Here is a 24,394-nt window from a genome sequence, read left to right as displayed (position 1 = left end):
GCGGGCTTGCATGAGTTCGGTCGATTAACTCATGGAAGCCCGCTAGCGGGCGTGATGTAACAGTAGGCGAGTCGATCCCGAATAATCAAACTTAGGTGGGTATCTTGGAGGGGAATCGGCCGTAGACGAATGGATAAAATATGTCTGGGAGAACGGATCGGCCTCCATGTTGCTGCTGCGCAGAGGGGAGGTCGATACATCGAAGAGTGGGTGTGGAGCAAGCGGTTCAGGTGCGCTGGTGCCTGATCTCGCTCTTGTTCTGGTGTGTGGCCCCCGCCCCAGATGACCTTCTGTATACGTTGGTGGTGGCCTCGGCGCAGTAACTGCGCCGAGGCCACGCAATGCCGGATGGTCGCTCGTTGAGTCCGTCTGACGCGGACAGGGAAGTGTGCGGCCAGAAATCTCACGTGTAGCCATCCCCGAGTGGGTGGCTGCACGTTCCGGTATCCCTAGAATTGTACATGACTGTATCCGGATTCGGATCTCGCCTATTTGGCCGGACTGGATTCGGCTAAATTGATCGTTTTATCGGCCTGCACTGCAGGAATGGCCCGTCATGTAAGTCCGCAGAACGGGCGTGATCTCCTCCCCGCGCAGGCGGGGATGCGCACACTGGGTCGGTCGCTTGCGTTGCGAAGTTCCAGCAAACTGCCCTGCTGCAACTGTCCACACTGCTAGCGTCCTTGTCGTCATCCTGTGTGCATTGATTGAGAGTGGTAGTCCCGTTTTGCCCATCGTGCGTAGCCCCGTGCAGAAGCGCCCCAGCTGGGATCCTCGCCATCAACCCTGCGTGCCCGTAGTCAGCCTTGACGGCGAGTTCGTCGAGCTTCCATTGGTCGACCTGCTGTCCCGGGCGGATCAACTGTCAGCCCTGTCCTGCGACACGCCGGGCGAGGGCGTGGCCCTACTGGACTACCTGCTGGCGATCTGCTTCGCTGCCGGGTTCTGCCCCCGGCCCGAGGAGGACTGGAAGGCATGGCTGGCCGAGGGACACGGCTTCGGCGAGGTCGCCGAGTGGTTGGCGCACGAGCCTGCCGACGACTGGGACCTCTTCCATCCGGAGCGACCACTGGGGCAGAACGCCCTGTTGGCGCCGTATCTGGACGAGCACGGAACGGGGCCCGCCCAACTCGTCGTCGAACGAGCGGGCGACTACAACCAGTTCCTCGACCACCACCACCTCGAACACCCCGCACCCCTACCGGCAAACGTGGCGTTCCGGGCGATGCTCTGCCAGCACGTCTACGGCCTGTCGGGTCGTGCACGGCTCCCGGGCTCCCTGCTCGGCCCGAAGCTCACCAACCTCTCCACCGGTCGGCTCCTGGGCCGAATCCGCGTGGTTGTCCAAGGGCGCACCCTCGGTGACACCCTGCGACTCAACCTCTACCCCGCCGCCACGGCCGGGCGGTTCAACCACTCGTGGACGACCGGGTCGGTCCAGCGGCGTGGGTTCACCACGAAGCCGCCGGGCCGCCGCACCTCCGGCCCTGCCGACCTGCACAGCTACCTCGGCCGTTCGGTGCTGCTGCGCCCGGTGCCCCCGGAGCAGGGGGGCGGGCCGGTGATGGTCGATCGGGTCCTCGTCGGTGCCGGCGAACTTCTCGAACTGGACCCGGCGCGCGACCTGGAGGACGCCGTCCCGTCCAAGAAGGTGCTCAACGGGCACGCCAAGCCGCTCTGGCCATCCCCGACCCGGGCCCTGTGGCGCGATGCGCACGCGCTCTACAGCGCGGCGAAGGACGGAACGACCGGACTGTTCGGGCGGCTGCGTCACCTGGAGTTCCCCGAGGAGGGCGGTGGACCGCCGTGCACCCTGTGGGCCGTGGGCCTCATCGCGAACAAGACCCTCGCCGTCGCCTGGACCGAGGGCTCCTTCCCCTACGCACCCAGCCAGGGCGAGGCCCTGTGCGAGGCCTCCCGCCGGGGCTCCGAGATCGTCGACCGCCTGGCCGGCGGGCTGGAGCGGGCGGCCTACGTGGCCTGGAAGATCACGTACCCGAATCCGAAGCCCACCGACCGACCCGCCCAACAGGCCCGCTTCGACGCCCGCCGGGAGTTCTGGCCGGAGGCCGAGGGACACTTCGACGTGTTGTTGGACGAGGTCGCCCGAGGATACGACGGACCACCCGCCCTGCTCCGGTACGCGACCCAACTGCGCTACCAAGCAGAGGAATTTCTCAATCACCGACTGGACTCGCTGCCGGACAACGGACCTGGCATGCGTGCCCGGGGACAGGCGAAAGTCTGCTTCCACAAGCACGTGACCTCCGCCGAAGCCCCCGCCGAACTCCGAGGAGAGACGCACAGATGATGGAGTGGCCGGAGTCCGTGCCCGACGAACCGGGCAGCGGGCAACTGGCGGCCTGGCTGGTGACCCTGGTGCGTAACCGCGAGTACGGCAAGCTGGCCGAACTACGGCGCACCGAAGCGACCGACTCCCACATCCAGGCGGGGTGGTACGGCCCGAAGGAGCACCGCGAGGTGTACGAGCGGGTCGCCTTCCTGTTCGGCGTGTACCACCGTGGAGTCCCCGTGCCTCGCTACGGCACGGGAAGCCTCGGCACCGCGGCCCGGCGGATCGGGGACGGTGCCGGACGGGGTCCCGACAACCCGGGTGCACAACGCCTGGTATCCCGGATCGTGGCGAGCCGTCGCATTCCATGGCGACACCTCCAGCACACGATCACCCGACTCCGGTCCTGTGAGCCGCAGCAGCAGCCGCCGTCCTGGCAGCGCCTCACCGACGACCTGGTCCGCTGGCACGACCGTAGGGAACGCATCGCCTACCAGTGGTCGGTGGACTTCCACAGTCCACTGTCGTCGGACCGGAGCGGAACGAACAAGCAGACGACGTGGAAGGACGCGAGTACGTGACCGAGGCACCCCGAAGCCAGTTCCTCTCCCTGCACGTCCTGGAGACCCTGGTAGCCGTGCTGCCCGTGCGGGACGAGAACGGCTCCCCCAAGAGCCTGGTCTACGGCGGCGTGGAACGTCACATGATCACCAGTCAGGCACGGCGCCGGGCGGAGCGCGTGCACGCCCGCAACCGGGCCAACGCCGGAGTCGGCGCCCTCGCGGGCCGGAGCACCGGCCTCCGCACCCGCGAGTGGGCCCTCATCGCCGCGAAGTCCCTGGAGTCGGAGCACGGCTGGGACCACGAGGAGGCTGTGCGCACCGCGCGGGCCGTCCTGGAAGCGGTCGGCCTGAAGTTCGGCGACCGGGCCAAGAAGACGGTGGCCAACCTCACCAAGGTGCTCCTCTTCGCCCCCGCTGACACCGGTGCTCGCATCGCCTCCTGGATCGACGGCCACGCCGAGGAACTGCGCACCTGGCGGGACGGCTACCTGAGGGCCCAGCAGGAGGCCGAGAAGAAGAACGCACGCAAGGGCAGGACGAAGACCGAGACGGAGCACACGGAGGACGGCGGGTCCGACAAGACGACGCTGCCTTCCCTGCCCAAGGAGCACCGCGATGCCGTCCTGCTCGCCATCGCGCCGCGCGACGCCATCGACATCGCGTTGTACGGACGCTTCCTGGCGGAGATCGCCGACTCGCCCAACGTGGACGGAGCGGTGCAGAGCAGCCACGCCTTCACCGTCCAGGAGGCGGAGCAGGTGGACGACTTCTACGCCGCCGCGGACGACGCCAAGCTCCAACGGAAGCAGAACGCACTGGACTTCCTCGACGCCGCGGCCGACGACGCCGGCGCTGGCATGACCGGGTACCAGTCACTGATCTCCGGCACCTTCTACCGGCACGCCGTCCTCGACCGCGCCCAACTGCACACCAACCTCCGGGCCGCCGGTATGACCGAGGCCGAGGCGACGGAGACCGCCGTCGCGGCGGAGAAGGAGTTCGTCAACGCCTTCGTGGAGGCGTTCCCCGAGGCCAAGAAGAACTCCACGGCTTCCACCGGGTCGCTGCCCGGCCTCGTCCTGGCCTTCGAGGGCGCCCGCCCCTACAACTACGCCGCCGCCTTCCAACTGCCCATCGACGAGACCCCCGTGGCCAAGAAGGGCGAAGGCCCCGCAGGGCCGGCGGCCGTGCGCAGGCTGCTGGCGCACCACACGTTCGTCAGTCAGCGCCGCCCCGACTTGACCTCCGCCCGCGCCTTGGCCTTCGACCCGCAGATCGACGCCGTGCTCCGTCAGGAGAAGGCGGAGGGCGTGGCGAACGTGATGTCGATCGAGGAGTTGACGCAGTGAGCCACGTGCTGCTGCTCCGGCTCGCCGCGCCGCTCCAGTCTTGGGGGGCGGCGAGCCGGTTCGGCCGTCGTGACTCCCATCGCAGGCCCACCAAGTCCGGGGTGATCGGCCTGTGCGCCGCGGCCCTCGGTATCCCTCGCGAGCTCCCGCCCGAAGCGGACGGGTCCAGGAAGGACCCGCTCGCCGACCTGGCCCCGCTGCTCTTCGGAGTCCGGGCCGACCATCCGGGCAAGCCGGTCCGCGACTACCACACCGTCGGCGCGGGCCGCTTCCCGCTGCGCCCCCGTGACCTGGTCACCGACCACCGCCGTGCCGCCGCGGCGGCACCGTTGCTGGAGGCGGGGGACTCCGGCGACACCTTCGGCCACCACGAACTCGCGGATTGGTACGGGTCGCCGAAGCGCATCGCCGCGGACCCGCTCACCGGCACCCTGGTCTCCTCGGAGACCCGTCGGAACGCGTTGATCACCGAACGCTGGTACCTCTCCGACGCAACCTTCCTGGTGGGCCTGCAGTCACCGGACACGGGACTCCTGGAACGGATCGCCCATGCGGTGGAGCATCCGAAGCGCCTGTTGTGGCTCGGACGGAAGTCCTGCCCGCCCTCCGGACAGCTCAGCCTGGGCGTGGTCCCCGGCCCCCTGGTCGAGGCCTTCTCCAGCGTGGCCCTCCTGCCGTGCGAATCCGGCCCGCCCGAGCGTCTCCGGGACAACCACCCGTGGGCATGGATCGAAAGCCCGCGACCGGTGTCCGGAGCCCGTCCGGTGATGGACCAGCCACTGAGCTTCCACGCCATGGGCCCCCAGCACGGCGCGCGTTGGGAGACCCGCACACGCGTCACGATCGATCCGCGAGCAGCCGAATGGAACCTCATCCCATGACAGCGCCCCGTACCGCGGCGGCCAGGTTCGTCGCCACCCAGACCCTGCTCACCCTGCACGCCCGCCACCCCTACGCGGCCAAGTCGCTGATCGACGCTCAGGACATGCACCGGACCGTGATGAGCGGCTTCCGGGGTTGGGTCGACGACGGCAGCCGGGACCCCCGTGCCCAGATGGGCATCCTGTCCACCTGGTCCCTCAACCTGAGGGAGGCCAGGCTCTCGCTGGTGGTCCAGTCCCAGGTGCCCGGCGACTGGAGCGGCATTCCGAGGGCTGCGCTCGCGGGCGAGCCCGTGACCCTCACCGTCGACCGCACCCTGGGAGTGGGCGACGTGGTCGAATTCCGGACCGTCGTCAACCCGGTGCGCAGCCTCGCCCCCGCTTCGGGGTCCCCGACGAAGACCCGCGGCGCGCGGGTCGCCCACACCCGACCGGACCATGTGAAGTCCTGGTTCGTCCGCCGTCTCCAACCGCTCGATGAACCAGCAGTTGCCCCGGACGGACGGGTTCGCCTCGGTGCCGACGCCCGGGACGACCACCTCGCCGTGCGGATGCTCCCCCGCATCTCCAGCCCGGCCCCCCACAAGGGGCTCCGCCTCGCCCGTGCCGAGATCCGGGGCAAACTGACGGTCACGGACCCGCAGACGTTCGTGGGAGTGCTGACGGCCGGACTCGGACACGGGCGGGCCTACAGTTGCGGACTGGTGCTGCTGCGCTGAGGCCACGGCCGCTCCGTCACCGTCCGCCCGGCACCCTCGACTTCGCACGCTCGTCTCGTCGGTGCAGCCCCTCACCGCGGCCCCGGGGCGTCCCGGTCGGCTCACCCGTCACCACGGCCCCACGATTTCGTCTCCCGTCAAATGCGTTCCATGGCGATCACTCGTTAGTGATCTTGTCAATCCTCACACGCGTATGACTATCTGGAATCATCCGACAACCGTCCGTAGTGACGGGTTCTGGAACGGTGAAGGGACGACGATGAGCAGTGTCGACGCGGCGGCCACGGGTGGCGCGGACGAAGCCCCTCCGATCAGTACGGTCGCGGGGACGGGGACGGCGGGGTTCGCGGGGGACGGCGAGCCGGCCGCTGCGGCCCAGTTGAACCGCCCGTACGGCGTCGTGGTGGACGGCAGCGGCACCCTCTACCTCTCGGACCACAGCAACCACCGGGTCCGCAGGATCACCACGGACGGCAGGATCAGCACGGTCGCGGGTACCGGGGCCGCGGGCTACCGGGGTGACGACGGCCCGGCCGTCGCGGCGCAACTGAACGGTCCCCGCGAGCTGGCCGTGGATGCCGCGGGCGCCGTCTACATCGCCGACTCCAGCAACCACCGGGTGCGGAGGGTGGCGCCGGACGGGACGATCAGCACGGTCGCCGGCACGGGCACGGCGGGGTTCGGCGGTGACGGCGGCCCCGCCACCGCGGCGCGGCTGAACCTCCCCCTGGGGGTGGCGGTGGACGGGGCCGGGGTCCTCTACATCGCCGAGTACCACAACCACCGGGTGCGGCGGGTCGGGGCGGACGGGACGATCAGCACAGTCGCGGGGACCGGGGTCGCCGGGTTCGGGGGAGACGGCGGGCCGGCGGGCACCGCCCAGCTGAGGAACCCGTACGCGGTGGTGGTGGACGGCGAGGGCGTCCTCCACATCGCCGACGCCGGCAACCACCGGGTGCGGCGGGTCGGGGCGGACGGGACGATCGGGACGGTCGCGGGGACGGGTGCGGCGGGGTTCGGCGGTGACGGCGGGCCGGCCGCGTCCGCCCAGCTGAACCTCCCGCTGGGGGTGGTGGTGGACGGTGCGGGCGTCCTCTACATCGCCGACCACAGGAACCACCGGGTGCGGCGGGTCGGGGTGGACGGGACGATCGGGACGGTTGCGGGGACGGGTGCGGCGGGGTTCGGCGGTGACGGCGGGCCGGCCGCGTCCGCCCAGCTGAACCTCCCGCTGGGCCTCGCGGTGGACTGCGTCGACACCCTCTACATCGCCGACTACCTCAACCACCGGGTCCGGAAGGTCGCGTCGACGAGGCTGGTCGGACTGCCCGATTCCGGCACGGTGGTCTTCTGGGCCAACGTCCGCAGCAAGCTGCGGATGGGCGTCCTGCGGGAGTCCACCAGGGACGGGGCGGAGGTCCACCAGTCCCTCGCGGCCCCCCGGGACCACCAGCGGTGGCGGTTGGTCGCGGTGGGGCGGGACGACGGCGACGTGCTGTACCGGATCGAGAACGTGCGCAGCGGCAAGGTCCTGGAGGTCCTCGGGGCGCAGGGCGCGGCCGGTGCGCCGACCGCGCAGCGCACCTACGAGGGCGGCGCAGCGCACCACCAGCAGTGGCGGTTGATCCCGGTGGGCTCTGCGGGCGGCGGCCCGCGGGTGTACGAGATCGCGAACCGCAACAGCGGCCTGCTGCTCAGGGTCGACACCAACGCCCGCACGGTGGTCCGGCAGCACGGGTCGGAGGGCGACCAGCGCGAGCGGCAGTGGCAGTTGCTCCCCGTGTGACGCGGGAGGGGCCGGGGCGGCGAAGCCGCCCCGGCCCCTCGAACCTCCCGGCCTACTGTTTCTGGGAGTTGGGCGGCTTTTCGGCGGTCGGCTTCTCCGCGGTGGGGGCCGGGGGCGTCTTGGGGGGCTGGCTGAAGTCGCTCTTCTTCGGCTTGCTCTCCAGGTCCGGATCCTTCTGGAGGCCGCTGTGCTCCGTCACCGTCGTACTCGACTCCTGCATGCCGGCGGCTGCCGCCGTGGCCGCCGAGCCGGGGTCCCGGGCGTACTGCGCCTGCGCACCGGCGGACTCCTGGGTGGTCTGGATGAAGGCGCCGAGGAAGCCCAGGACGGCGCGCGCCTCGGGCGACTCCTCCCGCACGACCTTCGCACGGGAGCAGGCCCCGTGGATCGCGTTGTTGAACAGGCTCGTGCTCGTGTCGTCGTACGTGTCGTCCTCGGAATCCTCGAAGTCCACTCCCGCGCCCGGTTGCGGTTTGGTCGCGTCGGTGGTCACCGAGAAGAGGCCCGAGCCCTTGCGCGCGGAGCCGAAGACGTTGTCGAACACCATGGTCGTCACCCCTGGTCGTGGTGGTGGAGCGGTGCGGTCCGCCCGGTCACGGCTGCTTGTGCAGCGTCTGTTGGTTGCTGGTCAGGCCCTCGGCGTCGAACACCGTGTGGTGGACCTCCAGCGCGGAGACCACCTCGGCCAGCCCCTTCATGCGGAAGCCTCCGGGCGTCAGGTCGATGTCGTCGATGTCGCGGGCCACCAGATGGTCGAGCCCCGGGTAGTCCCCCGACTGAGGGGGTGCCAGGACCGTGACCGGGACGGCGTACCGCACCGCGATCAGACCGGAGAAGGTCACCGGGATCTCGTAGGCGTACTCCTTGCGGGTGCGTCGCTGCGAGACGAGGGCCCGGGTGCGGGAACCCGGCGGGACCTCTCCCGAGACCTGCGACCGGGAACTCCAACTGGTGGTCAGGGAGCCCCCGACGGTGGCCGCGATGCCCAGGGCCAACTGGGCGTTGAGCGAGGCGGTGCCGGTGGCGCTGCCGGTGGTCGTGAATCCCACCGAGTTCGTCACCGTGTTGGTGGCCGAGTTCGTCGCGGCGTTCCGGGTGGCCACCTCGGTGGCGGTGGCGGCGTCCGTCCCGATGTTGTCCTTGCTGTTCTTCTTGGTGATGGTCTCCGAGTTCCTGTTCGACATCTCGTTCTGGCACTGCGCCTGGAGTTGAGCCTGGAGGTCCATCCGGAGCTGGTTCTGCAACTGGAGCTGGAGCGAGGTGCTGACGCTGCCGCCGAAGGTGAGTTTGGCGTCCCCGTGGAGCGACCAGGTGACCCCGTTCGACACCGTGAAGTCGACCGAGTCGGTGAAGGTCATCGGAGACGTCGAACTGCGGTTGACGTAGGTCCGTGCGGAGAACGTGTCGGGCGGGGGCTGGGTGATGTTGCCCCGTTCCTCGATCAGCGGCTCCCCGAGGTTCATGTAGGCGAGCCAGCCCAATTGGTACGCGGACCCGGGAAAGGTGCCGAAACTCGACTTGTTCAAGGAGAACCCGATGGGCCTGTGCCGTGCACCGTAGTCGTCGACGTAGACCAGGTTGGGGTGGTCCAGGATGGACTTCCAGGTCTGCTCGATGTTGAGTTCCCGCAGGTTCTTCTTCGTCAGCGGCTGACGCGTGGACCGTTCCAGGTTGTACGCGTGGGAAGGCATTTCCGTCCTCGACTGATCTGGTGGAACCGCGCTCGGCGAAGTGGATGTGGAGGGATATGTGTGCGCGTTCCGCAAATCGAAGCTAGCACGGGCGGAAATTTCCGAGGAAGGCGTCTCTGGGTGGTACGCCCGATCGGGTGAACGCTGATCTTCGATTCGGATGCGGGGTTCGAGGCGTCACTACTCGCTGCATGATCGAAGATATTCCTCGATATTCCTTCCCATGGGTGGTGTGGCCTCGACCGTTGCCGTTTTTGAGGGGATTTATTTCGGTCGCGCATTCGCTTTCGGGGGTGTTTCGGTCGAAGGTGGCTGGGGTTTCGGCAATGCCGTGTGATAGACCACTGAAACTGATCCCGGAGCATTGTTCTCCCCATTCAGAAACAGGTGAGGTTTCCGCGATGTACACCCAAGAGCGCACGGCGATGGCGAATCTGGTGGTCGGCGGTCCGGTGGCGGTGAACAGTTATGACAACGCCATCGTGGCGGCCTTGGTCGAGAATCGGCCGGTCATGCTCGTCCACGCCTTCAACGGCGGCTATCTGCGGCCCGCGGAGTTGAAGGAGGAGAGCCACGACAAGGGGGTCAAGCTGGCCACCGCGCTCGACCCGGCCACCAAGGAGGCGCAGGGCCACCTCTGGTACCTCACGCCCGGCGGCTTCTTCGGACAGCGCCCGCTGTACTTCATCGAGAGCGCAGCGGGCCAGGTGACGCCCCCGCCCGCCGGCGCGGCCGAAGCCGACGCCGGCCGCGGCGACGACGGTGCCCCGAAGCCGCAGCGCCGGCGCGTCACCGTCCACCAGGAGGCGCCCAAGAGCACGGCCGACACCCTCCAGGTGGGCCTTCCCGGCAAGGTCGGCGAGAAGTGGCGCGGGAAGAACGGGGCGTCCGAGGACACCCAGCTCTGGGTCGTCACGGTGACGCCCTGGGGCGGGATCACCTTCGTGCCGATCACCCACCCCGACGCCATCCTCGGCCTCAAGGACCACGCCGTCACGGCCGACGGCGAGGCGCGCCTCACCTACAACTGGGGCGGGGACTTCACCGGCACGGTCATCAACACGTTCTACCCGCGGCTGCCCAGTGAGTGGAACGTCCCCTACCACCACGTCTTCACCTGAGCCGCCACCCCGCCCCGGACCCCACGCCCGAACCGCCTGGAAGAGGCACCACGATGCCCGTGCCCACGGAAGAACTGAAGCTGGAGCTGGTCAACGCCGCCACCGGGAAGCCCCTCGGCGCCGGGGCAGCGCCCGGCCCGGACGGGACGCTCGTCGTCCGCGCGGCCCCCGACGACGGCCCGAGCCCGGAACGGTGGCAGCTCGCCCCCGTGCCGACCCCGCACGGCGGGCCGTCGTCGGACGACCGTACGTACGTGATCCGCAACGCCTCCAGCGGCAAGGTCCTGGAGGGCTCCGCCACCGCGGACCGCGGGGTCCGCCAGGCGGACCCCGTCGCGGGCAGGAAGAGCCAACAGTGGCGCGTCGTGCCCGTCGAGGGCTCGGCCGGCCTGCACTTCATCGAGGAGGTCACCGCCGGCGACGTCCTCGACCTCGCCGACCCCGGACCCGGCAAGGGCGAGGACGCGATCCGGGTCGTGCTGCGCGAGCACGACGAGAACGCGGAGAGCCAGCGGTGGCGCCTCGTGCCCGTCGAGCCCGAACGCACCAGCGATCCCGTGCTGAGCTGGGCGCCGCTGAGCCACTGGAACGGCCGCCGGTCCTGGCGGCTGACCCGCTCGACGGCGCTGCGGCCGGCCCCCGGGGCGACCCCCTCCTTCAGCGACGTGCTGTTGGTCCTCGACCGGTTCGGGAGCGACCGGGACGCCGGCGGGTGGACCACGGCCGGGGCCGCCCACCTGCCCGGTGGGCAGCCGGGCGGGTGGGCCGGGGTCGGTGCGCGTTTCCTCGCCGACACCACGGGGACGGGGCAGGCGGACGTCGTCGGACTCGACTCCGCGAAGGGTGCCGTGACATCGCCCGGCAGGGGCGACGGCACCTTCGACGACGAGCGCGTCCTGCACCGACCCGTGCCCTCCCCGAGCCCCGAGGACCTGTGGACCCTCGCGGACACCACCGGCAACGGCCGGCCCGACGTGGTCGTGCTCGCCGTCGACGGGGTGCGGGTGTCCCTCCGGGGCGAGGACGGGACGTTCGCTCCCGCGGGGGGCGAGCCGGCCCTCAAGGCGTTCGGCCACGGAGCGGCGGCCGGCGGCTGGCGCGTCGGCGAGCATCCGCGTTTCCTGGTGGACACGACCGGTGACGGCCGGCTCGACGTGGTCGGTTGTCATGACGACGGGCTCTGGGTGTCCCTCCAGGACGAGGACGGAACCTTCGCCCCGCTTCCCGAGGAACCGACCCTCCGAGCCTTCGGTCACGGCGGGAAGGCGGGTGATTGGCGCGTCGGCGAGCATCCGCGTTTCCTGGTGGACACGACCGGTGACGGTCGGCTCGACGTGGTCGGTTGTCATGACGACGGCGTCTGGGTGTCCCTCCAGGACGAGGACGGAACCTTCACCGACCCCCTGTACGTCCTCGACGACTTCGGGGTCGACCAGGGCTGGAGCACGGTGGGGGAGCACCCCCGGTTCCTGGCCAGGACCACCGCGGGCGGCACGGTGGACGTCGTCGGGTTCGGTCCGCAGGGCGTCGTCGTCTCACGCGGGCGCGGCGACGGCACCTTCGAACCCGCGGAGCTGGTCCTGAACGACTTCGGGTCGGCTCAGGGGTGGAGCGGCGACAAGCACCCGCGGTTCCTCGCCGACGTCACCGGCGACGGCAACCCCGACGTCGTCGGCTTCGGCGACGAAGGCGTCTGGGTGTCCCACAACCGCGGCGACGGCCGGTTCGAACGGGCCCAGCTGGTGTGCCGCGGGTTCGGATACCACGAGGCCGCGGGCGGCTGGCGCGTCGACCGCCACCCCCGCTTCCTCGCCGACGTCACCGGCGACGGCCGCGTCGACATCGTCGGCCTCGGCGGCCCGGGCGTGTACCTGGCCCGGAACCTCCACCGCCGTTTCCGGACCCGGTAACCGCTCGCGGAACGGCCGGAGCGCCGCCGAGGCGGACCCGCCCCGGTGAGACGTGCGGCCCCGCGGACGACCCGTCCGCGGGGCGGCACGTCCAGGGGGAACGCGGCGACGGCGTCGGGGAGTTCGGGTGCCACGGGCCTCCCGACGGGGAGGACGGCACGGACGGAAGGGAAGAGCGCCCCCGGCAGGACTCGAACCTGCGGCCAAGCGCTTAGAAGGCGCCTGGCCGCAGGTGGGTTGGTACGCCCTAACCAGTCACTTCGTGTATGGCAGCTGGCTATAGGCCGAGACTTCTGGTGATTTCGGGGCGGAGAGGTTCGTAGCCTTGCCGCCCTCAGACATGCCGTCGTGCTGTGGGTGGTGATTCGAGCCGACCTTGCCGGATTTGGTCAATCGGTGGCCTCACGTCGTTCTGGTTCGGCAGTATGCGCGGGAGGGGTGTGATTTGTCGGGCGCAGAGAAGTGGAGGGGAACATGACGATCAATGTGCTGCCGGCGACGGGGGAGCAGGCAGAGCTACTGGCCGCTGCGATCACCTTGGGCGACCGGTACACGAAGCGACTGGGATTGCTCACACCACCCGCATACCGCAAGTACGCAGATGACGGGGGGCTGTTGGTCGCGCTGGATGGCGGAGAGCTGGTCGGCTACGCCCTCTTTGGGCTGCCCAAGCGCAGTCAGCACGTGCGTCTCGTGCATCTGTGCGTGGCAGAGGAACATCGGGGGAACGGGATCGCCGGGCTCTTGATCGCGGAGCTTCGTCGTCGCCAGCGCCACCGGCTCGGCATCCGAGCCCGGTGCCGACGAGACTACGGACTCAGCTCCATGTGGAGCGCCCTCGGGTTTGTGCCCAAGGGTGAAGGTCTTGGCCGAGGTGGTGACAAGGAAACCCTCGACACCTGGTGGCTCGATCTTGGTCATGACGATCTGTTCGCCGAGGCGGAGAGCAGCGCTCTCTTGGTCGTGGCCATCGACCACACAGTCTTCTCCGGGCTTCGCGGTACGGGCACCGAGCGGGCCGTCGAGGAATCCCGGGCGCTTGAGGCCGGATGGCTCGCGGACCTGATCGAGTTCACGTACACGCCTCAACTCCTTCGTGACGTGCGGGAGATCGAGAACAGGGAAGAGCGCAATCACCAGCAAGCCGGTCTGCCCAGGCTCCGGGAAGCGTCGCCTGATGCTGCTTCGGTGGCGTCCCGCCAACAGGAGTTGATCATGGCAGTGGCGGAAGAGCTGCCCGAGATCCAGATCGACGGGGAGACTCGTCGTCGACTGCGCTATGTTGCCGAGACGTCGTGTGCGGGCCTGCAAGTACTGGTGACGCGTGACCCCGAGCTGGAGCGGGTGGCCGACATCGCCTGGGGCACGGCGGGTGTCAGGGTGGTGTCTCCAGCCATGGTGACCCTTCACGTGGATGAGCTCCGTCAAGCCCAGGTCTACCGCCCGGCGGATCTCATGGGTACGGCGTTCTCCGCTGAGGAGGTACGGGTCGGAAGTGAAGGAGAGCTAGTCGCCTTCTTCGATCAGGCTGATGGCGGCGGCGGATCCGACTTCGCGAGCCGGTTGAAGGCCCTTGGGGCCGACGGTGTGTTGTGGCGCCGGGAACTGCTGAGGGATGGCGAGGGGCACCCGGTGGCCTTGTTCGTGTGGGCCATGGACGGTCGAACCCTGAACGTTGCTTTCCTGCGCACCGCAGGACACCGGTTGGAGCAGACGCTGGCCCGGCAGGTGCTCTTCATGCTGAAGCGGCTGGGGCGAGAACGAGGAGCTCAGGTCGTACGGATCACCGATCCACACCTTTCCACTGTGGCCATGTCGGCGGCGGGCGCCGACGGCTTCACCGAGGATGAGGGCAGCTTCACCGCTCTCATCGTCAATGTGTCCGGAACGGCCGAGGCAGTCTCCACGGCGGCGGGGGAGATCGCAGCACGTGTTGGACGCACGGCACCCCGTCTTGACGCGCATGCGTCGCCCGAGGTCGTCAGTGTGGCCGAGCGAGTATGGTGGCCGGCCAAGCTCGTCGACACGGCGCTTCCCTCTTTCGTCGCACCGGTCAAGCCCCGATGGTCCACGGAGCTGTTCAACGTGCCAGCCATGTTGATGCCGCGCGAGGACGTACTCGGCATCAGCCGTGAACACGTCTACTACCGGTCTTCCAGCCCTCGTGGGGAGAGCGTTCCTGGCCGGATCCTTTGGCATGTCAGTGGGGGTACCGCAGGGCAGCAGGGCTCGATGGTGATCGGCTGCTCCCGACTGGACGAGGTGGTCGTTGGCGACCCGGACACCCTCTTCTCGCGATTCGAACACCTGGGCGTATATGGTCGTGTCGAAGTGCGAGAGACAGCCAAATCAGTAGGCAAGGTCATGGCGTTGAGGTTCTCGGACACGGAGATCTTTCCCACACCGGTGACGCATTCGAGAATGACCGCGCTGGCTGACGGGCTGGGACTAAGGTTCACGGTGATCTCACTTTCGAGGATCGACAACGCGCTGTTCCAGGCCGTGTACGAAGAGGGGCACCGAAAGACGTGAACGATCCGGAGCGCGCGATGCTGCTGTCCGTCCACCCTCGGTTCGCCACGGCGATCCTGGCCGGGACAAAGACGGTCGAGGTCCGCCGTCAGCGCGTCGCCGCTCCCCCCGGAACCCCGGTACTTCTCTACGCGACCGCGCCCACGATGGCCATCGTGGGTATGGCCCGGATCGCCTCTGTGCAGGTCGCCTCCCCTCGCGAGGTCTGGTCGGCCAGTCGCACCAGCGCCGGGATTAGCCGACGCGAGTACGACGAGTACATGAGTGGTGCGACCCGGGCCAGCGGCCTTTCGCTGGAGGGGCCGGTTGCCTTCGAAGCGCCGGTGCCGTTGGCCGCGCTCCGTGCGTCGGGCGCCTTCCATCCGCCCCAGAGCTATCGATACCTGACAGACGAAGACCTACGGAAGGTAGCTGCTGCTGTGCCTGAGTCCGGCGCGACACTGCACGGTGTGTTGAGCGACGTTGTGTCCACCCAGCCTGTCTGACGTCGGCAGGTCAGGTGAAAGCGAGTCCGCAGAAGGCGTTGCGGACGTCGGCCAGCGGCTGGCGATCGCGGGTGTAGTAGAGCTTGTTGGTCAGAAGCACCGCCCAGCGGCCCTGCTGGGGTGAAATCCACATGCCGGTGCCGGTGAAGCCGTAGTGGACCCAGACGTCGTCGGCGAGGGCGGTGCCAGGGGCGGGGTGCCAGAACAGGCCGCGTGCGGGTTCGAGACGGCCGGTCTGCACACTCAGCGACTCCGAGGTCCAAGCGGGACCGAATCCTGGTTGCCCTGCCGAAGAAGAGGCGACCAGCATGTGCCGCAGGAAGGCGGCGAGGTCGTCGAGGGTGGTGAAGGCGCCGGCGATGCCGCACACTCCGCCCAGGAGCCGAGCGGAGAAATCGTGCGCAGTGCCTTTGAGGTGGGTACCGTCGGCCTGATCCAACTCGGTCGGCGCGCACAGTGCGGCGATCTCGGCTGGTAGCGGCCCGAAGCGGGTGGAGCCCATGCCCAGGGGCTGCCAGGCGCGCTCTGCGGTGAGCTGGTCGAGACGCTGTCCGGAGAGGTGCTCGGCAAGGTAGCCGAGGATGAGGGCGGCTCGATCGGTGTACTCGACCGCTTCGCCGGGCGGGCGGTGCAGGGCTTCGTGAAGGACGCCGTCTCGAACGTCCTGGGGGTCGGTGCCGTAGAGGCTCTTGAGCTGGGCGCGGAGCGGGAGACCCGCGGTGTGGGTCAGGAGGTGGCGGGCGGTCGCGGCCCCGAGCGGATGGCCGCCGACTTCGGACCAGAAGCTGTCGAGCCGGGCGTCGAGATCGAGTTTGCCTTCTTCCCAGAGGGCACCGATGGAGGCCCACACCGAGATGATCTTCGTGAGGCTGGCGGCGTCGAAGACGGTGTCCCGCCGCATCGGTACGTCCGGCTCGTCCGGATCGAGGACTCCAGTGGCGCCGTGGGCGCGAAGGCCAGTGGCGTCGCCGACGGCCCACACGGCACCTGGGTAGACCTTGTCCCGCACGCCCTCGTCCAGCAGGTGCTCGATGCGGTCGGTGCGATACGTCATGGTCTCCCTGTTCGCCTCGGATGGCGTTCCGCCGGTTCAGCCTAGCGACGTGGCTCACGGGGTCCCCGCAGATCCGCGCAGTGCCTACGGGAGAGTCCCCGTCGTGCCTGACCGCGTGACCTAGGCGAGCTGACCGCCGAGATCCTTCAGGGCCCGGGCAGTCCTCGAAAGGGGGTAGCGGGCGGCGTTGGCATACCCCGACTGGCGCAGGGCCAGCAGAAGACCAGGGGAGCTCCGCAGACGGTTGAGGTCACGGGCGAGCACGACGGAGTCGGTGAAGTCCGTTGCTATGCCGGAGGCCGCGAGGACCTCGTTGAGGCCGGGTACGGGTTGGTAGAGGACGGGCAGGCCGCAGGCTTGGGCCTCCAGGGCCACCAGCCCCATGGCTTCCAGCGTGGTCGAGGGCATGACCAGCAGATCGTGCTGGGCGAAGGCTCTCCACAGCTGCGGGCGACGGAGCCAACCGAGGTACCGGGCCCGTATGCCGGTCCGCTGGAGCAATGGGGCCAGGGCGTGGAACTGGGCTCTGGGGGCGGCGATGCTCAGTTCGATGCCCGGGACGCGCGCCAGACTCCTGGTCAGGGTGCCGAAGCCCTTCTCGACTGACAGGCGTCCTGCGTACAGGAGCCGCAGATGGCTGGTGGAGCCACGGTCGGGACGAGGCGGCGGATTGGTGAGAAGACGGTCGGGCAGGCCCCAGGGGATGTGGGCGATCCTGCGGCGGTCCGTCCGTGGGGCGAGCCTGAGCAGGCGGTCGATCATCGCGGAGGTGGGGACCACCAGGGAGTCAGCGGCTCTCACCGTCTCGCGCAGGACGTGGAGCTGGTCGCGGTGGTTCTCGGCGAAGAGCAGGTCGGTGCCGTGGACCAAGGCGATCCTGGGGTGCGCGGGGAGCGCTCGGAGCAGGGCGGGGGTCCCCCCGAAGGCCAGGTGTTGCAGGTGCAGCACATCGATCCGGCTTGGGTCGATCATTTCGGCGAGTGCCCGGCACAGGGCCGCGACATAGCGGCCGAAGCCTGGGCCTGCCAAGCACTTCCCGGACACGCTCAGCAGGTCGAGCCCGGTCGGGAGGTGAGGGTGGTGCGAACCAGGTGGTGCCAGCATGAAGGCCCTTGCGGGAATCAGGGGTTCGTTCCCGGTGTAGAGGTCGAGGAAGAGTTCGACGCTGCCGCCGGGGCTTCCGGCGGGAAGGTCCAAGAACGTGGCGACCATCGGTCCCGCGTTCGGGTGCACGAGGGGACTCATGACCCTCCCTGGGGGAACTCCCGGTACAGGCGGGAGATGTCGATGCCGCTCGTGGCCGCGTACTTGGCGTGCTGACGTTGGTAGCTGGCCGGGGTCCCGAAGGCGGTCAGGAAGACGAGCTTGCCGAAGGTCATGCCCGGATAGACCCTGACGGGCTTCGCGGCACGGATCTCCAGCGTCCAGCGGATGGCGTGCCCTTGGTGACCGAGCGGGGCGGACACATGGACCCAGAGGCCGAGGGCTCCGGTGGCGCGGTCTCCGTTGAGGAGTTGTGCGTACTTCTCCGAGCCCGTCTTCTCCAGGGTGACGCCCAGGTAGAGCGCTTCGGGCTCCAGGACCAGGCCGGTACTGGGGATGATCCGTTCGGTGAACGCGGTGGCCACGGCGGCGTCCAGGTCTCCGTCACAGACGCGGATCGTGTCGCCCAACCTCCAGTCGTACGCGTTGGGGGAGAGGCGGGCAGGGTCGTACGGGGCGATGGTGATCTCGCCCGCGCGGACTGCGGCAGCTATCGCGGGGCCGGTGAGGATCACGAGGGCACCGCCTCCCCACGGGGCGTGTCGCGCCAGTACTGGGAGGGCTGGGGACCGGCGGCGCCCTGGTACTTGCCGCGGTACGGGGTGACGGCGCCGGTGGTGGCGAAGAACATGACCTGCCCGATCTTCATGCCCGCGTACACCCGCAGGGGACGGACGGACGAGAGCATGAGCGTCCACTGGCCGTGGAAGCCGATGTCCCCGATCGGTGCCGTGATCTCGACGAACAAGCCGAGGCGCCCGACCGAGGAGCGGCCGAAGAGGAGGGGGACGAAGAGGTCCGAGCCGACCTCCTCGACGGTGTGACCGAGGTACAGCTCGCCCGGCTGGAGGACGTATCCGTCCCCGCCGATCGGAACGGAGCGCGTCGGGTTGGCGCGATGGGCGTCGATGACCTCGGACGTGTAGGTCAGCAGGGTCGGGCCGAGGCGGATGTTGTAGCTGTTGGGGTTCGTCTGGTCCGGTGCGAAGGGAACGATGCGCACGCGGCCGTCGGCCACGGCCGAGTCGATCTCAGGACCGGTAAGGATCATCGTTGACCTCCCTCGGGGCGGTCAGCGCGCTGGGAGGTTCGGTCGGTCAGGAGGCGGCGGACCGTGTGCCCCAGCCGTAGACCGGTCTCGTTGGCGCGTCCGCCGAAGTGGCTGTCAGCGAGGTAGCCGGTTGTCAGGACGCTCTGTGAGTTCGGTGGCAGCGGATTCGGGAGGACGGCCAGCGGACCGACGCGCTTGGTAAGCGCGTCGAGCGCCTGCTCGTGCTCCTCGGGGAGGACGGCGTGGACGAGCACGTTGTCGAAGGGCTCGACGGCTAGGATGTCGCCGAGGGCGAGGGTGCTGCCGAGCGGCACGGAGCGCAGGGCGGTCTCGTTGAGAACGACCGCGTCCGCTGTGGAACCGGTGCGCAGATGTTCGGTGAGTTCTTCGAGGAGCCGACGGCGATCCAGCGGAGCGTCGCGGTACGGCTCCCTCACCATGCCGAGTGGGCGGGCAAGCGCCTGTTCGACGGTGGAGATCCTCCCGCGTAATCCGGTGAGGGCATCGGGGAGCACGGAGAGGCTGGGGAAGAGGCCGGTGCGGGCTGTCCAGCCGTCCCCGGTCGGCGAGGTCGTGGCGTACCCGAGACCGAGCTCTCGTCCCTTGACCACGAGAGTGCCACCGACGCGCACGGGACCGTGGACATCGCTGTGGCAGTGCCCGGAGAAGACGACGTCGATGGAAGGGCAGGAACCGGCGAGCTTCACGTCTTCTTCGAAGCCCGAGTGGGACAGGACCACCCAGGCATCGGCGTGGTGATGGTGCTCGGCCATCACTTCGCGCAGCGCGCGGACAGGGTCGGTGACGCGGTGACCGGTGCGCTGGCCGATGGGGATCGCCTCGAACGCCTGCTGACCGATGACGGCGGTGACGGCGACTCGACGGCCCCCGACACGTTCGATGCGCACCCGATCGAAGATCGGAGCCCCCTCCTGGTCGGTCGTGTTCGCGCACACGGTGATCCGCCGCAGCTCCGGCTCGAAGTAGTGCGGCCAGCCGTGGTTCCCGGGGGCTACCACGTCGTAGAGGGCTGTGAGGATGTCGCGTTCGATGGCTCCCGTGCCGAGACGGTAGATACCGGTGCCTTCGAAGAAGTCGCCGCTGTCCACGATCAGGCTGTCGGTCCTGGCCGTGTGCAGGAAGGCGAGCATCGGGGCGGCGGAACCGATGGCGGAGTGGACGTCGGTCGTGGCGACGATCTGCTGGAGCCGCCGGTTCACGGGATCACCTCGCAGATGTCGGCGCCCAGGGTGTGCAGTTTCACGGGCAGGTCGGCGTGGCCTCGGCGGAGCTGTTCGAGCCCGCCGAGGGTGGTCACCCCGTGGGCGGCGAGTCCGGCGACGGCCAGGGCCGAGCCGGTGCGGATGTCGGTGGCTTCCACACCGGCGCCGGTCAGCCGCTGCGGGCCCGTGACGCGGCATTCGGTGGGGGACAGCTCGTGGACCTCGGCGCCAAGTCGGGCGAACTGGGGCAGTAGGTTGCCGTGGCGGCCGGGATTGATGGAGTCGGCGAACAGGTGCGTGCCCGGCAACGAGAGCGTCAGGGCCATCAGCGGGGGCTCGAAATCGGCGTCCAAGGCGCCGGGGTCCAGGGAAGCGACAGCATGTAGCGATCTCCCCGTGGGCCGGACACCCCGCGCCTGTATGGTCAGGGTGCCGTCATCGGCATCGGTGGGGAACCCGAGCAGACGCAGGGCATCCACCAGAGGCGCCAGGTCTCGACCGTGTACACCGAGAATCCGTGCTTCTCCCCCGGTGACGGCGACCGCGCACGCCAGAGTGCCCGCTTCGATCTTGTCTCCCGGCACCCGCCATGAGGCCGGCTCCTCCGGGACGGTCACCGGTGGGTGGAGAGAGAGGACGCTCTCGTCGAATCGGCTCTCCCAACCGGCCGTCCCCAACGCTCGTATGACGCTGAGCACTTCGGGAGAGAGGTTCGGCTGCCCCAGACGCAGCGGCCGTCCCGCGACGACAGCACGGAGGATGGCGGCGACTGTCGCACCGCGGGACCGGAACGGCAGCATGACCGACACCGCCCCCCTGTCGCGCGCGGTCGCCTCCACGAGGTAGCCGCGGTCGTCGATGGTGGTGCGGTCACCGAACCGTTCGTAGACCTTGAAGTGCTGCTCCATTCCCCGTGCTCCGATGGCACAGCCGCCCGGCCAGGGCAGACGGGCCCGGCCGCAGGCACTCAGCAGCGCGGGGACCAGGTAGTACGAGGCACGGATGCGGGCGGCGACCTCGGGAGCGAGATCCGGCTGGGACTGGTCGCTCGGCAGGATCACCACCGTGTGCGGACCGCTGACGGGGCGAGCCGCGTGCCAGCCACCCTGCTGCAACAGGGTGAGCATCGTCTCGACGTCCGTGCTCGTCGGCACGTTACTGATGCGCACCGGTCGGCGCAGGGCTGCGGCGGCAGCGAGCATGGGCAGCGCCGCGTTCTTGGAACCGTCGACGGTCACAGACCCGGTGAGGGGAGCACCCGGTCGGATGGCGACCACTTCGGCGGCGACGGGAGGAATCCGTACAGGAGACAACGCTCAACTCCTCTGAATGGGAGGGATTCGCTCGGACGGGAGGGTGGTGCCGATGACCTCGAACTCGGCCCAGCACCGTTTTCCGGACGGCAATGGATCGAACCCGTGGCGGTCCGCGAGCGCGGCGACGAGGAGCAGCCCGCGTCCGGCTTCCGCCATCGTGCCGGGCAGGCCGCTCTCCGGGATCTCGGTGTTCGTGTCGACGACCTCGATGCGCAGACCGTCGGTGCCCAGACGGGCGCTGGCTGAGATCGGCCCGTCGTCGCCAGCGTGACGCACCGCGTTCGTGATCAGCTCCAAGGCCACCGGCTCCGCCGTGTCCAGAAGCTCCGGAGGGAGAAGGGCGTCCCAAGCCCGTATGGCGGCTACGAGGTCGCGCCTCGCGAATGTGGCGGCAGCGTGTGTGCCGGGTACGGGAAACCGGATCTGGTGCACCTTCACATGGCCTCCTGGATCGGGGCGGCGGTCCTCACGTAACCGCCTTGGCGAGGGCCGTTTCCAGGCTGTGTGCCGGGCCTGCATCGCTCATGCGGAAGCTGCATCGCAGGTGAATCCGGCTCGGCTAGGCTCGATCGGGCAGGCAGGATCGGCGACGGCGGAGGGAGCCGTGGCACGGATGGCCGAAGTGCGGAGCGAGGCGCGGCGGATCGGTGAAGTGATCCGCCAGGCGAGGGTGTTACGGCGACGCTCACAGAAGGACGTCGCTGCGGACCTCGGGTACCACCAGTCGAAGATGAGCCGACTGGAGAACGGCAGAGGCACTCAGGACATCACCATGCTGCGCGAGGTCGCACGGGTGCTGGACATCCCACCCGACCACCTGGGCCTCGCCCCTGATCCCCTCGCCGGTCCTTCCACCCCAGAGACAGAAGACATGCGCCGCCGTCGACTCCTCGCCGCAGGCGCGGCCGTGCTCGCGGTCCCCGCCACGCCCCTCGCCCCCGCCCACCCGGAACTGATCCAGTCGTTGCTCCCCGGCCCGAGCTCCGCGTTCACCGAGGCGGTGGGCGATCTGCCGCACTTGTGGAAACAGACAGCGAACGCCCGCCGACTCTTCTGCACCTGTGACTACGCGGCACTGGAACGCACTCTGCCCGGACTGATCGGCCAACTTCGACGGGCAGTTGCCGACGACCCCGGATCGTCCGACCTGTCCGGCCTCCTCGCCACGGCCTACCAGACCTCGGCCAGCCTGCTGCTGAAGCAGAGCGACCTCGGCAACGCCTGGCTCGCCGTCGGACGCGCCATGGCCGAGGCCGAGCGGTCCGGCGACCCGGTGGTGCTCGCTTCCAGCGTCCGCGTCCAGGCGCACCTGCTCGCCAGGGACGGCCACTCCGCCCAGGCTGTGACCCTGGTCCGTCATTCCGCCGATCAACTCACCGGCTCCTACGACCGACGCTCCCCGGAGTACCTCGCGGCCCTTGGACTGCTCCTCCTGCGCGGTGTGACGGCCGCGAGCACCGGAGGCGACCGCTCCGCCACGGAGGACTTCCTCGCAGAGGCACGGGACGTGGCCCACTACGTCTCACTCGACCGTCCCGACGCCTGGGCCAACTTCAGCCCCACCAACGTGACCCTGCACGGCATCAGCGCGATGGTCGTCTTCGGGGACGCGGGCGTGGCCCTCGACGCCGCCCGCCCGCTCATGCGTCGCCACATCCCCGTACCCGAACGCCGGGCCGCCCTGTGGGTCGAAACCGCCCGCGCCTACAACCAGCAGGGCCGCCTCGCCGACGGCTACCAGGCGCTGCGCATCGCCGAGAGTTGCGCGGCACAGGACATCCGTCGCCCCGCCGTCCGGGAGCTGGTGGCCGACATGGCGGCCCGTGACCGCCGTCGTACCCTGCCAGAGCTGCACCACTTCAGCCGTCGACTGGGAGTCCCCGCGTGAGCGATCAGCCCGATCAGGAGACCAAGAAGCCGTTCCTGTACGTCGTGGTGTGCGCGGCAGGGATCGCCGGAGACGTCGGCAGGCTGATCACCGCTGCTCAGGTCGCGGGTTGGGACGTCGGTGTCGTCGCCACCCCCCAGGGGCTCGGTTTCCTGGAGGCGAAGGCGGTCGAGGAGCAGACGGGTTACCCCATCCGCTCCGCCTGGCGCCTCCCGGGCGATCCGCGCCCGCTGCCGCCCCCGGAGGCCATCGCGGTCGCTCCGGCCACTTTCAACACGATCAACAAGTGGGCCGCCGGGATCTCCGACACCCTGGCGCTCGGCATCCTGTGCGAGGCGTACGGCTCTGGCATCCCCGTCGCCGTCCTGCCGTACCTGAACGCCGCCCAGGCCGCCCACCCCGCGTACGCCCGGAGCGTGGAGCAGTTGCGCGAGATGGGCGTCCTGGTCGGTTCGTACGCGCCCCACCGACCGAAAGCAGGCGGCGGCGCGGACCGATTCCGCTGGGAAGAAGCCTTGGAGTTGCTCACGCCTGGGGTGTCTCCGGTGGGGTGAACAGTGATTTGCGCGAGAGTCTCTTTGCCGCGCTGGCAGCGCGGCAGGCCATGGATCGCTTGGGTTGTTCTCCGTTTCACTGGCTGGGTGAGCCGACGACCCCGGTGATGGATCACAACCAGCGGTTCGACGGCCGCGATCAGGTAGGCCGTGCGGAAGGTGCTCCCCGGTCGACGACCGCAGCCTGCTGGAGGTGGTCACGGGTGCCGTACCAGTGCTGGGCGGCGATGACAGCCAAAAGGAGGTGTCAAGGGTGGTCGCGAAGGGTTCCCCTCTCTCGCAGCGGATGGCCCCGTCTCGAAACTTGGGGAAGTTTTCGGGAAGAGCAGCCACCGGAAGCCGTCTCCAGCCGTCCACAACCGGACTCCCGCTTGCCCCGCCGGAGAGTTCCTCGGGGCCGCCGTCAAGCCCTCGCCGTCCCCGCTGAGATGCCCCTGATCAGCAAAAACACCCTCCTGAGTAGGCGGGTGTCGCAGGTGAAGGGAAGAGCGCCCCCGGCAGGACTCGAACCTGCGGCCAAGCGCTTAGAAGGCGCCTGCTCTATCCACTGAGCTACGGGGGCCGGGTGGTGGCCGGGTGGCCTGGCGGCCGGACGGGTGGCCCGGGCCGTGCTGGGACAAGGATAGGGCTCCCGGTTCCTCGTACCCGGCGCTTCGCCTCCGTGCCTCGATGTGGAGGTTCGGTGAAGCGGTCCTGATAATCGCAGGCAGGTGCG

Annotated in this window: 21 protein-coding genes and 1 tRNA gene; 12 read left to right on the top strand and 10 right to left on the bottom strand. The window is 69.2% G+C overall.

Annotated elements, in window-relative coordinates; translation table 11 throughout:
* Positions 1–790 precede the first annotated feature (790 nt).
* The 6 genes from ABT092_RS13620 (at position 791) to ABT092_RS13595 (ending at position 7,591) form a co-directional block, all read left to right on the top strand.
* On the top strand, positions 791–2,311 hold the full coding sequence (locus ABT092_RS13620) for a type I-E CRISPR-associated protein Cse1/CasA (RefSeq protein ID WP_351243230.1): 1,521 nt from the start codon (positions 791–793) through the stop codon (positions 2,309–2,311).
* Positions 2,308–2,874, top strand: coding sequence for a type I-E CRISPR-associated protein Cse2/CasB (gene casB, locus ABT092_RS13615; protein WP_351243228.1), 567 nt, complete (start codon positions 2,308–2,310; stop codon positions 2,872–2,874). Before ABT092_RS13620 ends, casB begins: the two co-directional genes overlap by 4 nt.
* On the top strand, positions 2,871–4,205 hold the full coding sequence (locus tag ABT092_RS13610) for a type I-E CRISPR-associated protein Cas7/Cse4/CasC (protein WP_351243227.1): 1,335 nt from the start codon (positions 2,871–2,873) through the stop codon (positions 4,203–4,205). The genes casB and ABT092_RS13610 overlap by 4 nt, the downstream gene beginning before the upstream one ends.
* On the top strand, positions 4,202–5,086 hold the full coding sequence (cas5e, locus tag ABT092_RS13605) for a type I-E CRISPR-associated protein Cas5/CasD (RefSeq protein WP_351243225.1): 885 nt from the start codon (positions 4,202–4,204) through the stop codon (positions 5,084–5,086). The genes ABT092_RS13610 and cas5e overlap by 4 nt, the downstream gene beginning before the upstream one ends.
* Positions 5,083–5,805 carry a type I-E CRISPR-associated protein Cas6/Cse3/CasE gene (locus ABT092_RS13600; protein ID WP_351243223.1) on the top strand — a complete coding sequence of 241 codons (723 nt, stop codon included), beginning with the start codon at positions 5,083–5,085 and terminating at the stop codon, positions 5,803–5,805. Before cas5e ends, ABT092_RS13600 begins: the two co-directional genes overlap by 4 nt.
* Before the next feature lie 259 nt (positions 5,806–6,064).
* Positions 6,065–7,591: an RICIN domain-containing protein gene (locus ABT092_RS13595; RefSeq protein ID WP_351243221.1), complete on the top strand. Its 1,527-nt coding sequence runs from the start codon at positions 6,065–6,067 to the stop codon at positions 7,589–7,591.
* Between the two features lie 52 nt (positions 7,592–7,643).
* Here the strand turns inward: ABT092_RS13595 and ABT092_RS13590 are convergent, their stop codons facing one another.
* Both ABT092_RS13590 and ABT092_RS13585 read right to left on the bottom strand, forming a co-directional pair.
* Positions 7,644–8,138 carry a hypothetical protein gene (locus ABT092_RS13590; protein WP_351243219.1) on the bottom strand — a complete coding sequence of 165 codons (495 nt, stop codon included), beginning with the start codon at positions 8,136–8,138 and terminating at the stop codon, positions 7,644–7,646.
* 46 nt (positions 8,139–8,184) lie between these two features.
* Positions 8,185–9,282 (bottom strand): hypothetical protein, encoded by a 1,098-nt coding sequence (locus tag ABT092_RS13585; protein ID WP_351243217.1) that lies wholly within the window; start codon positions 9,280–9,282, stop codon positions 8,185–8,187.
* 401 nt (positions 9,283–9,683) lie between these two features.
* On the opposite strand from ABT092_RS13585, the gene ABT092_RS13580 reads away from it, so the two are divergent.
* The 4 genes from ABT092_RS13580 to ABT092_RS13565 all read left to right on the top strand — a co-directional run bounded on the left by ABT092_RS13580 (position 9,684) and on the right by ABT092_RS13565 (position 15,330).
* Positions 9,684–10,403: a hypothetical protein gene (locus ABT092_RS13580; RefSeq protein WP_351243215.1), complete on the top strand. Its 720-nt coding sequence runs from the start codon at positions 9,684–9,686 to the stop codon at positions 10,401–10,403.
* 53 nt (positions 10,404–10,456) lie between these two features.
* Positions 10,457–12,313 carry an FG-GAP-like repeat-containing protein gene (locus ABT092_RS13575; RefSeq protein WP_351243213.1) on the top strand — a complete coding sequence of 619 codons (1,857 nt, stop codon included), beginning with the start codon at positions 10,457–10,459 and terminating at the stop codon, positions 12,311–12,313.
* A 474-nt stretch (positions 12,314–12,787) separates the two neighbouring features.
* Positions 12,788–14,845 carry a GNAT family N-acetyltransferase gene (locus ABT092_RS13570; RefSeq protein WP_351243211.1) on the top strand — a complete coding sequence of 686 codons (2,058 nt, stop codon included), beginning with the start codon at positions 12,788–12,790 and terminating at the stop codon, positions 14,843–14,845.
* Entirely contained in the window at positions 14,842–15,330 is a 489-nt protein-coding gene (locus ABT092_RS13565; protein ID WP_351243209.1) for an ASCH domain-containing protein, read from the top strand. The genes ABT092_RS13570 and ABT092_RS13565 overlap by 4 nt, the downstream gene beginning before the upstream one ends.
* Positions 15,331–15,340: 10 nt before the next feature.
* Here ABT092_RS13565 and ABT092_RS13560 read toward each other — a convergent pair whose 3' ends face one another.
* From ABT092_RS13560 to ABT092_RS13530, 7 genes are all read right to left on the bottom strand, one after another.
* The gene (locus tag ABT092_RS13560) at positions 15,341–16,384 is read right to left on the bottom strand and encodes a serine hydrolase domain-containing protein (protein ID WP_351243207.1); all 1,044 of its coding nucleotides are present in this window, start codon (positions 16,382–16,384) and stop codon (positions 15,341–15,343) included.
* 120 nt (positions 16,385–16,504) lie between these two features.
* Positions 16,505–17,629 carry a glycosyltransferase family 4 protein gene (locus ABT092_RS13555; RefSeq protein WP_351243205.1) on the bottom strand — a complete coding sequence of 375 codons (1,125 nt, stop codon included), beginning with the start codon at positions 17,627–17,629 and terminating at the stop codon, positions 16,505–16,507.
* Positions 17,626–18,162 carry a dCTP deaminase gene (locus tag ABT092_RS13550; RefSeq protein ID WP_351243203.1) on the bottom strand — a complete coding sequence of 179 codons (537 nt, stop codon included), beginning with the start codon at positions 18,160–18,162 and terminating at the stop codon, positions 17,626–17,628. Before ABT092_RS13550 ends, ABT092_RS13555 begins: the two co-directional genes overlap by 4 nt.
* On the bottom strand, positions 18,159–18,698 hold the full coding sequence (gene dcd / locus ABT092_RS13545; protein WP_351243201.1) for a dCTP deaminase: 540 nt from the start codon (positions 18,696–18,698) through the stop codon (positions 18,159–18,161). Before dcd ends, ABT092_RS13550 begins: the two co-directional genes overlap by 4 nt.
* Positions 18,695–19,918, bottom strand: a complete 1,224-nt coding sequence (locus ABT092_RS13540) for a bifunctional UDP-sugar hydrolase/5'-nucleotidase (RefSeq protein WP_351243199.1) — start codon at positions 19,916–19,918, stop codon at positions 18,695–18,697. The genes dcd and ABT092_RS13540 overlap by 4 nt, the downstream gene beginning before the upstream one ends.
* A complete protein-coding gene (locus ABT092_RS13535) occupies positions 19,915–21,198 on the bottom strand; it encodes a carboxyvinyltransferase (protein ID WP_351243300.1) in 1,284 nt (427 codons plus the stop codon). Before ABT092_RS13535 ends, ABT092_RS13540 begins: the two co-directional genes overlap by 4 nt.
* A gap of 39 nt (positions 21,199–21,237) precedes the next feature.
* On the bottom strand, positions 21,238–21,756 hold the full coding sequence (locus ABT092_RS13530; protein ID WP_351243197.1) for an ATP-binding protein: 519 nt from the start codon (positions 21,754–21,756) through the stop codon (positions 21,238–21,240).
* A gap of 94 nt (positions 21,757–21,850) precedes the next feature.
* On the opposite strand from ABT092_RS13530, the gene ABT092_RS13525 reads away from it, so the two are divergent.
* Positions 21,851–23,125: a helix-turn-helix domain-containing protein gene (locus tag ABT092_RS13525; RefSeq protein WP_351243195.1), complete on the top strand. Its 1,275-nt coding sequence runs from the start codon at positions 21,851–21,853 to the stop codon at positions 23,123–23,125.
* Positions 23,122–23,679, top strand: coding sequence for a flavoprotein (locus tag ABT092_RS13520; RefSeq protein WP_351243193.1), 558 nt, complete (start codon positions 23,122–23,124; stop codon positions 23,677–23,679). Before ABT092_RS13525 ends, ABT092_RS13520 begins: the two co-directional genes overlap by 4 nt.
* Before the next feature lie 489 nt (positions 23,680–24,168).
* Here ABT092_RS13520 and ABT092_RS13515 read toward each other — a convergent pair.
* Positions 24,169–24,241: transfer RNA gene (locus ABT092_RS13515), tRNA-Arg, on the bottom strand.
* Between the last annotated feature and the right edge of the window lie 153 nt (positions 24,242–24,394).

The sequence above is a fragment of the Streptomyces sp. NPDC002490 genome (assembly GCF_040296045.1).
Classification (GTDB): domain Bacteria; phylum Actinomycetota; class Actinomycetes; order Streptomycetales; family Streptomycetaceae; genus Streptomyces.
The sequence above is the reverse complement of the archived record's forward strand: the minus strand, read 5'-3'. Positions and strand labels throughout refer to the sequence as shown.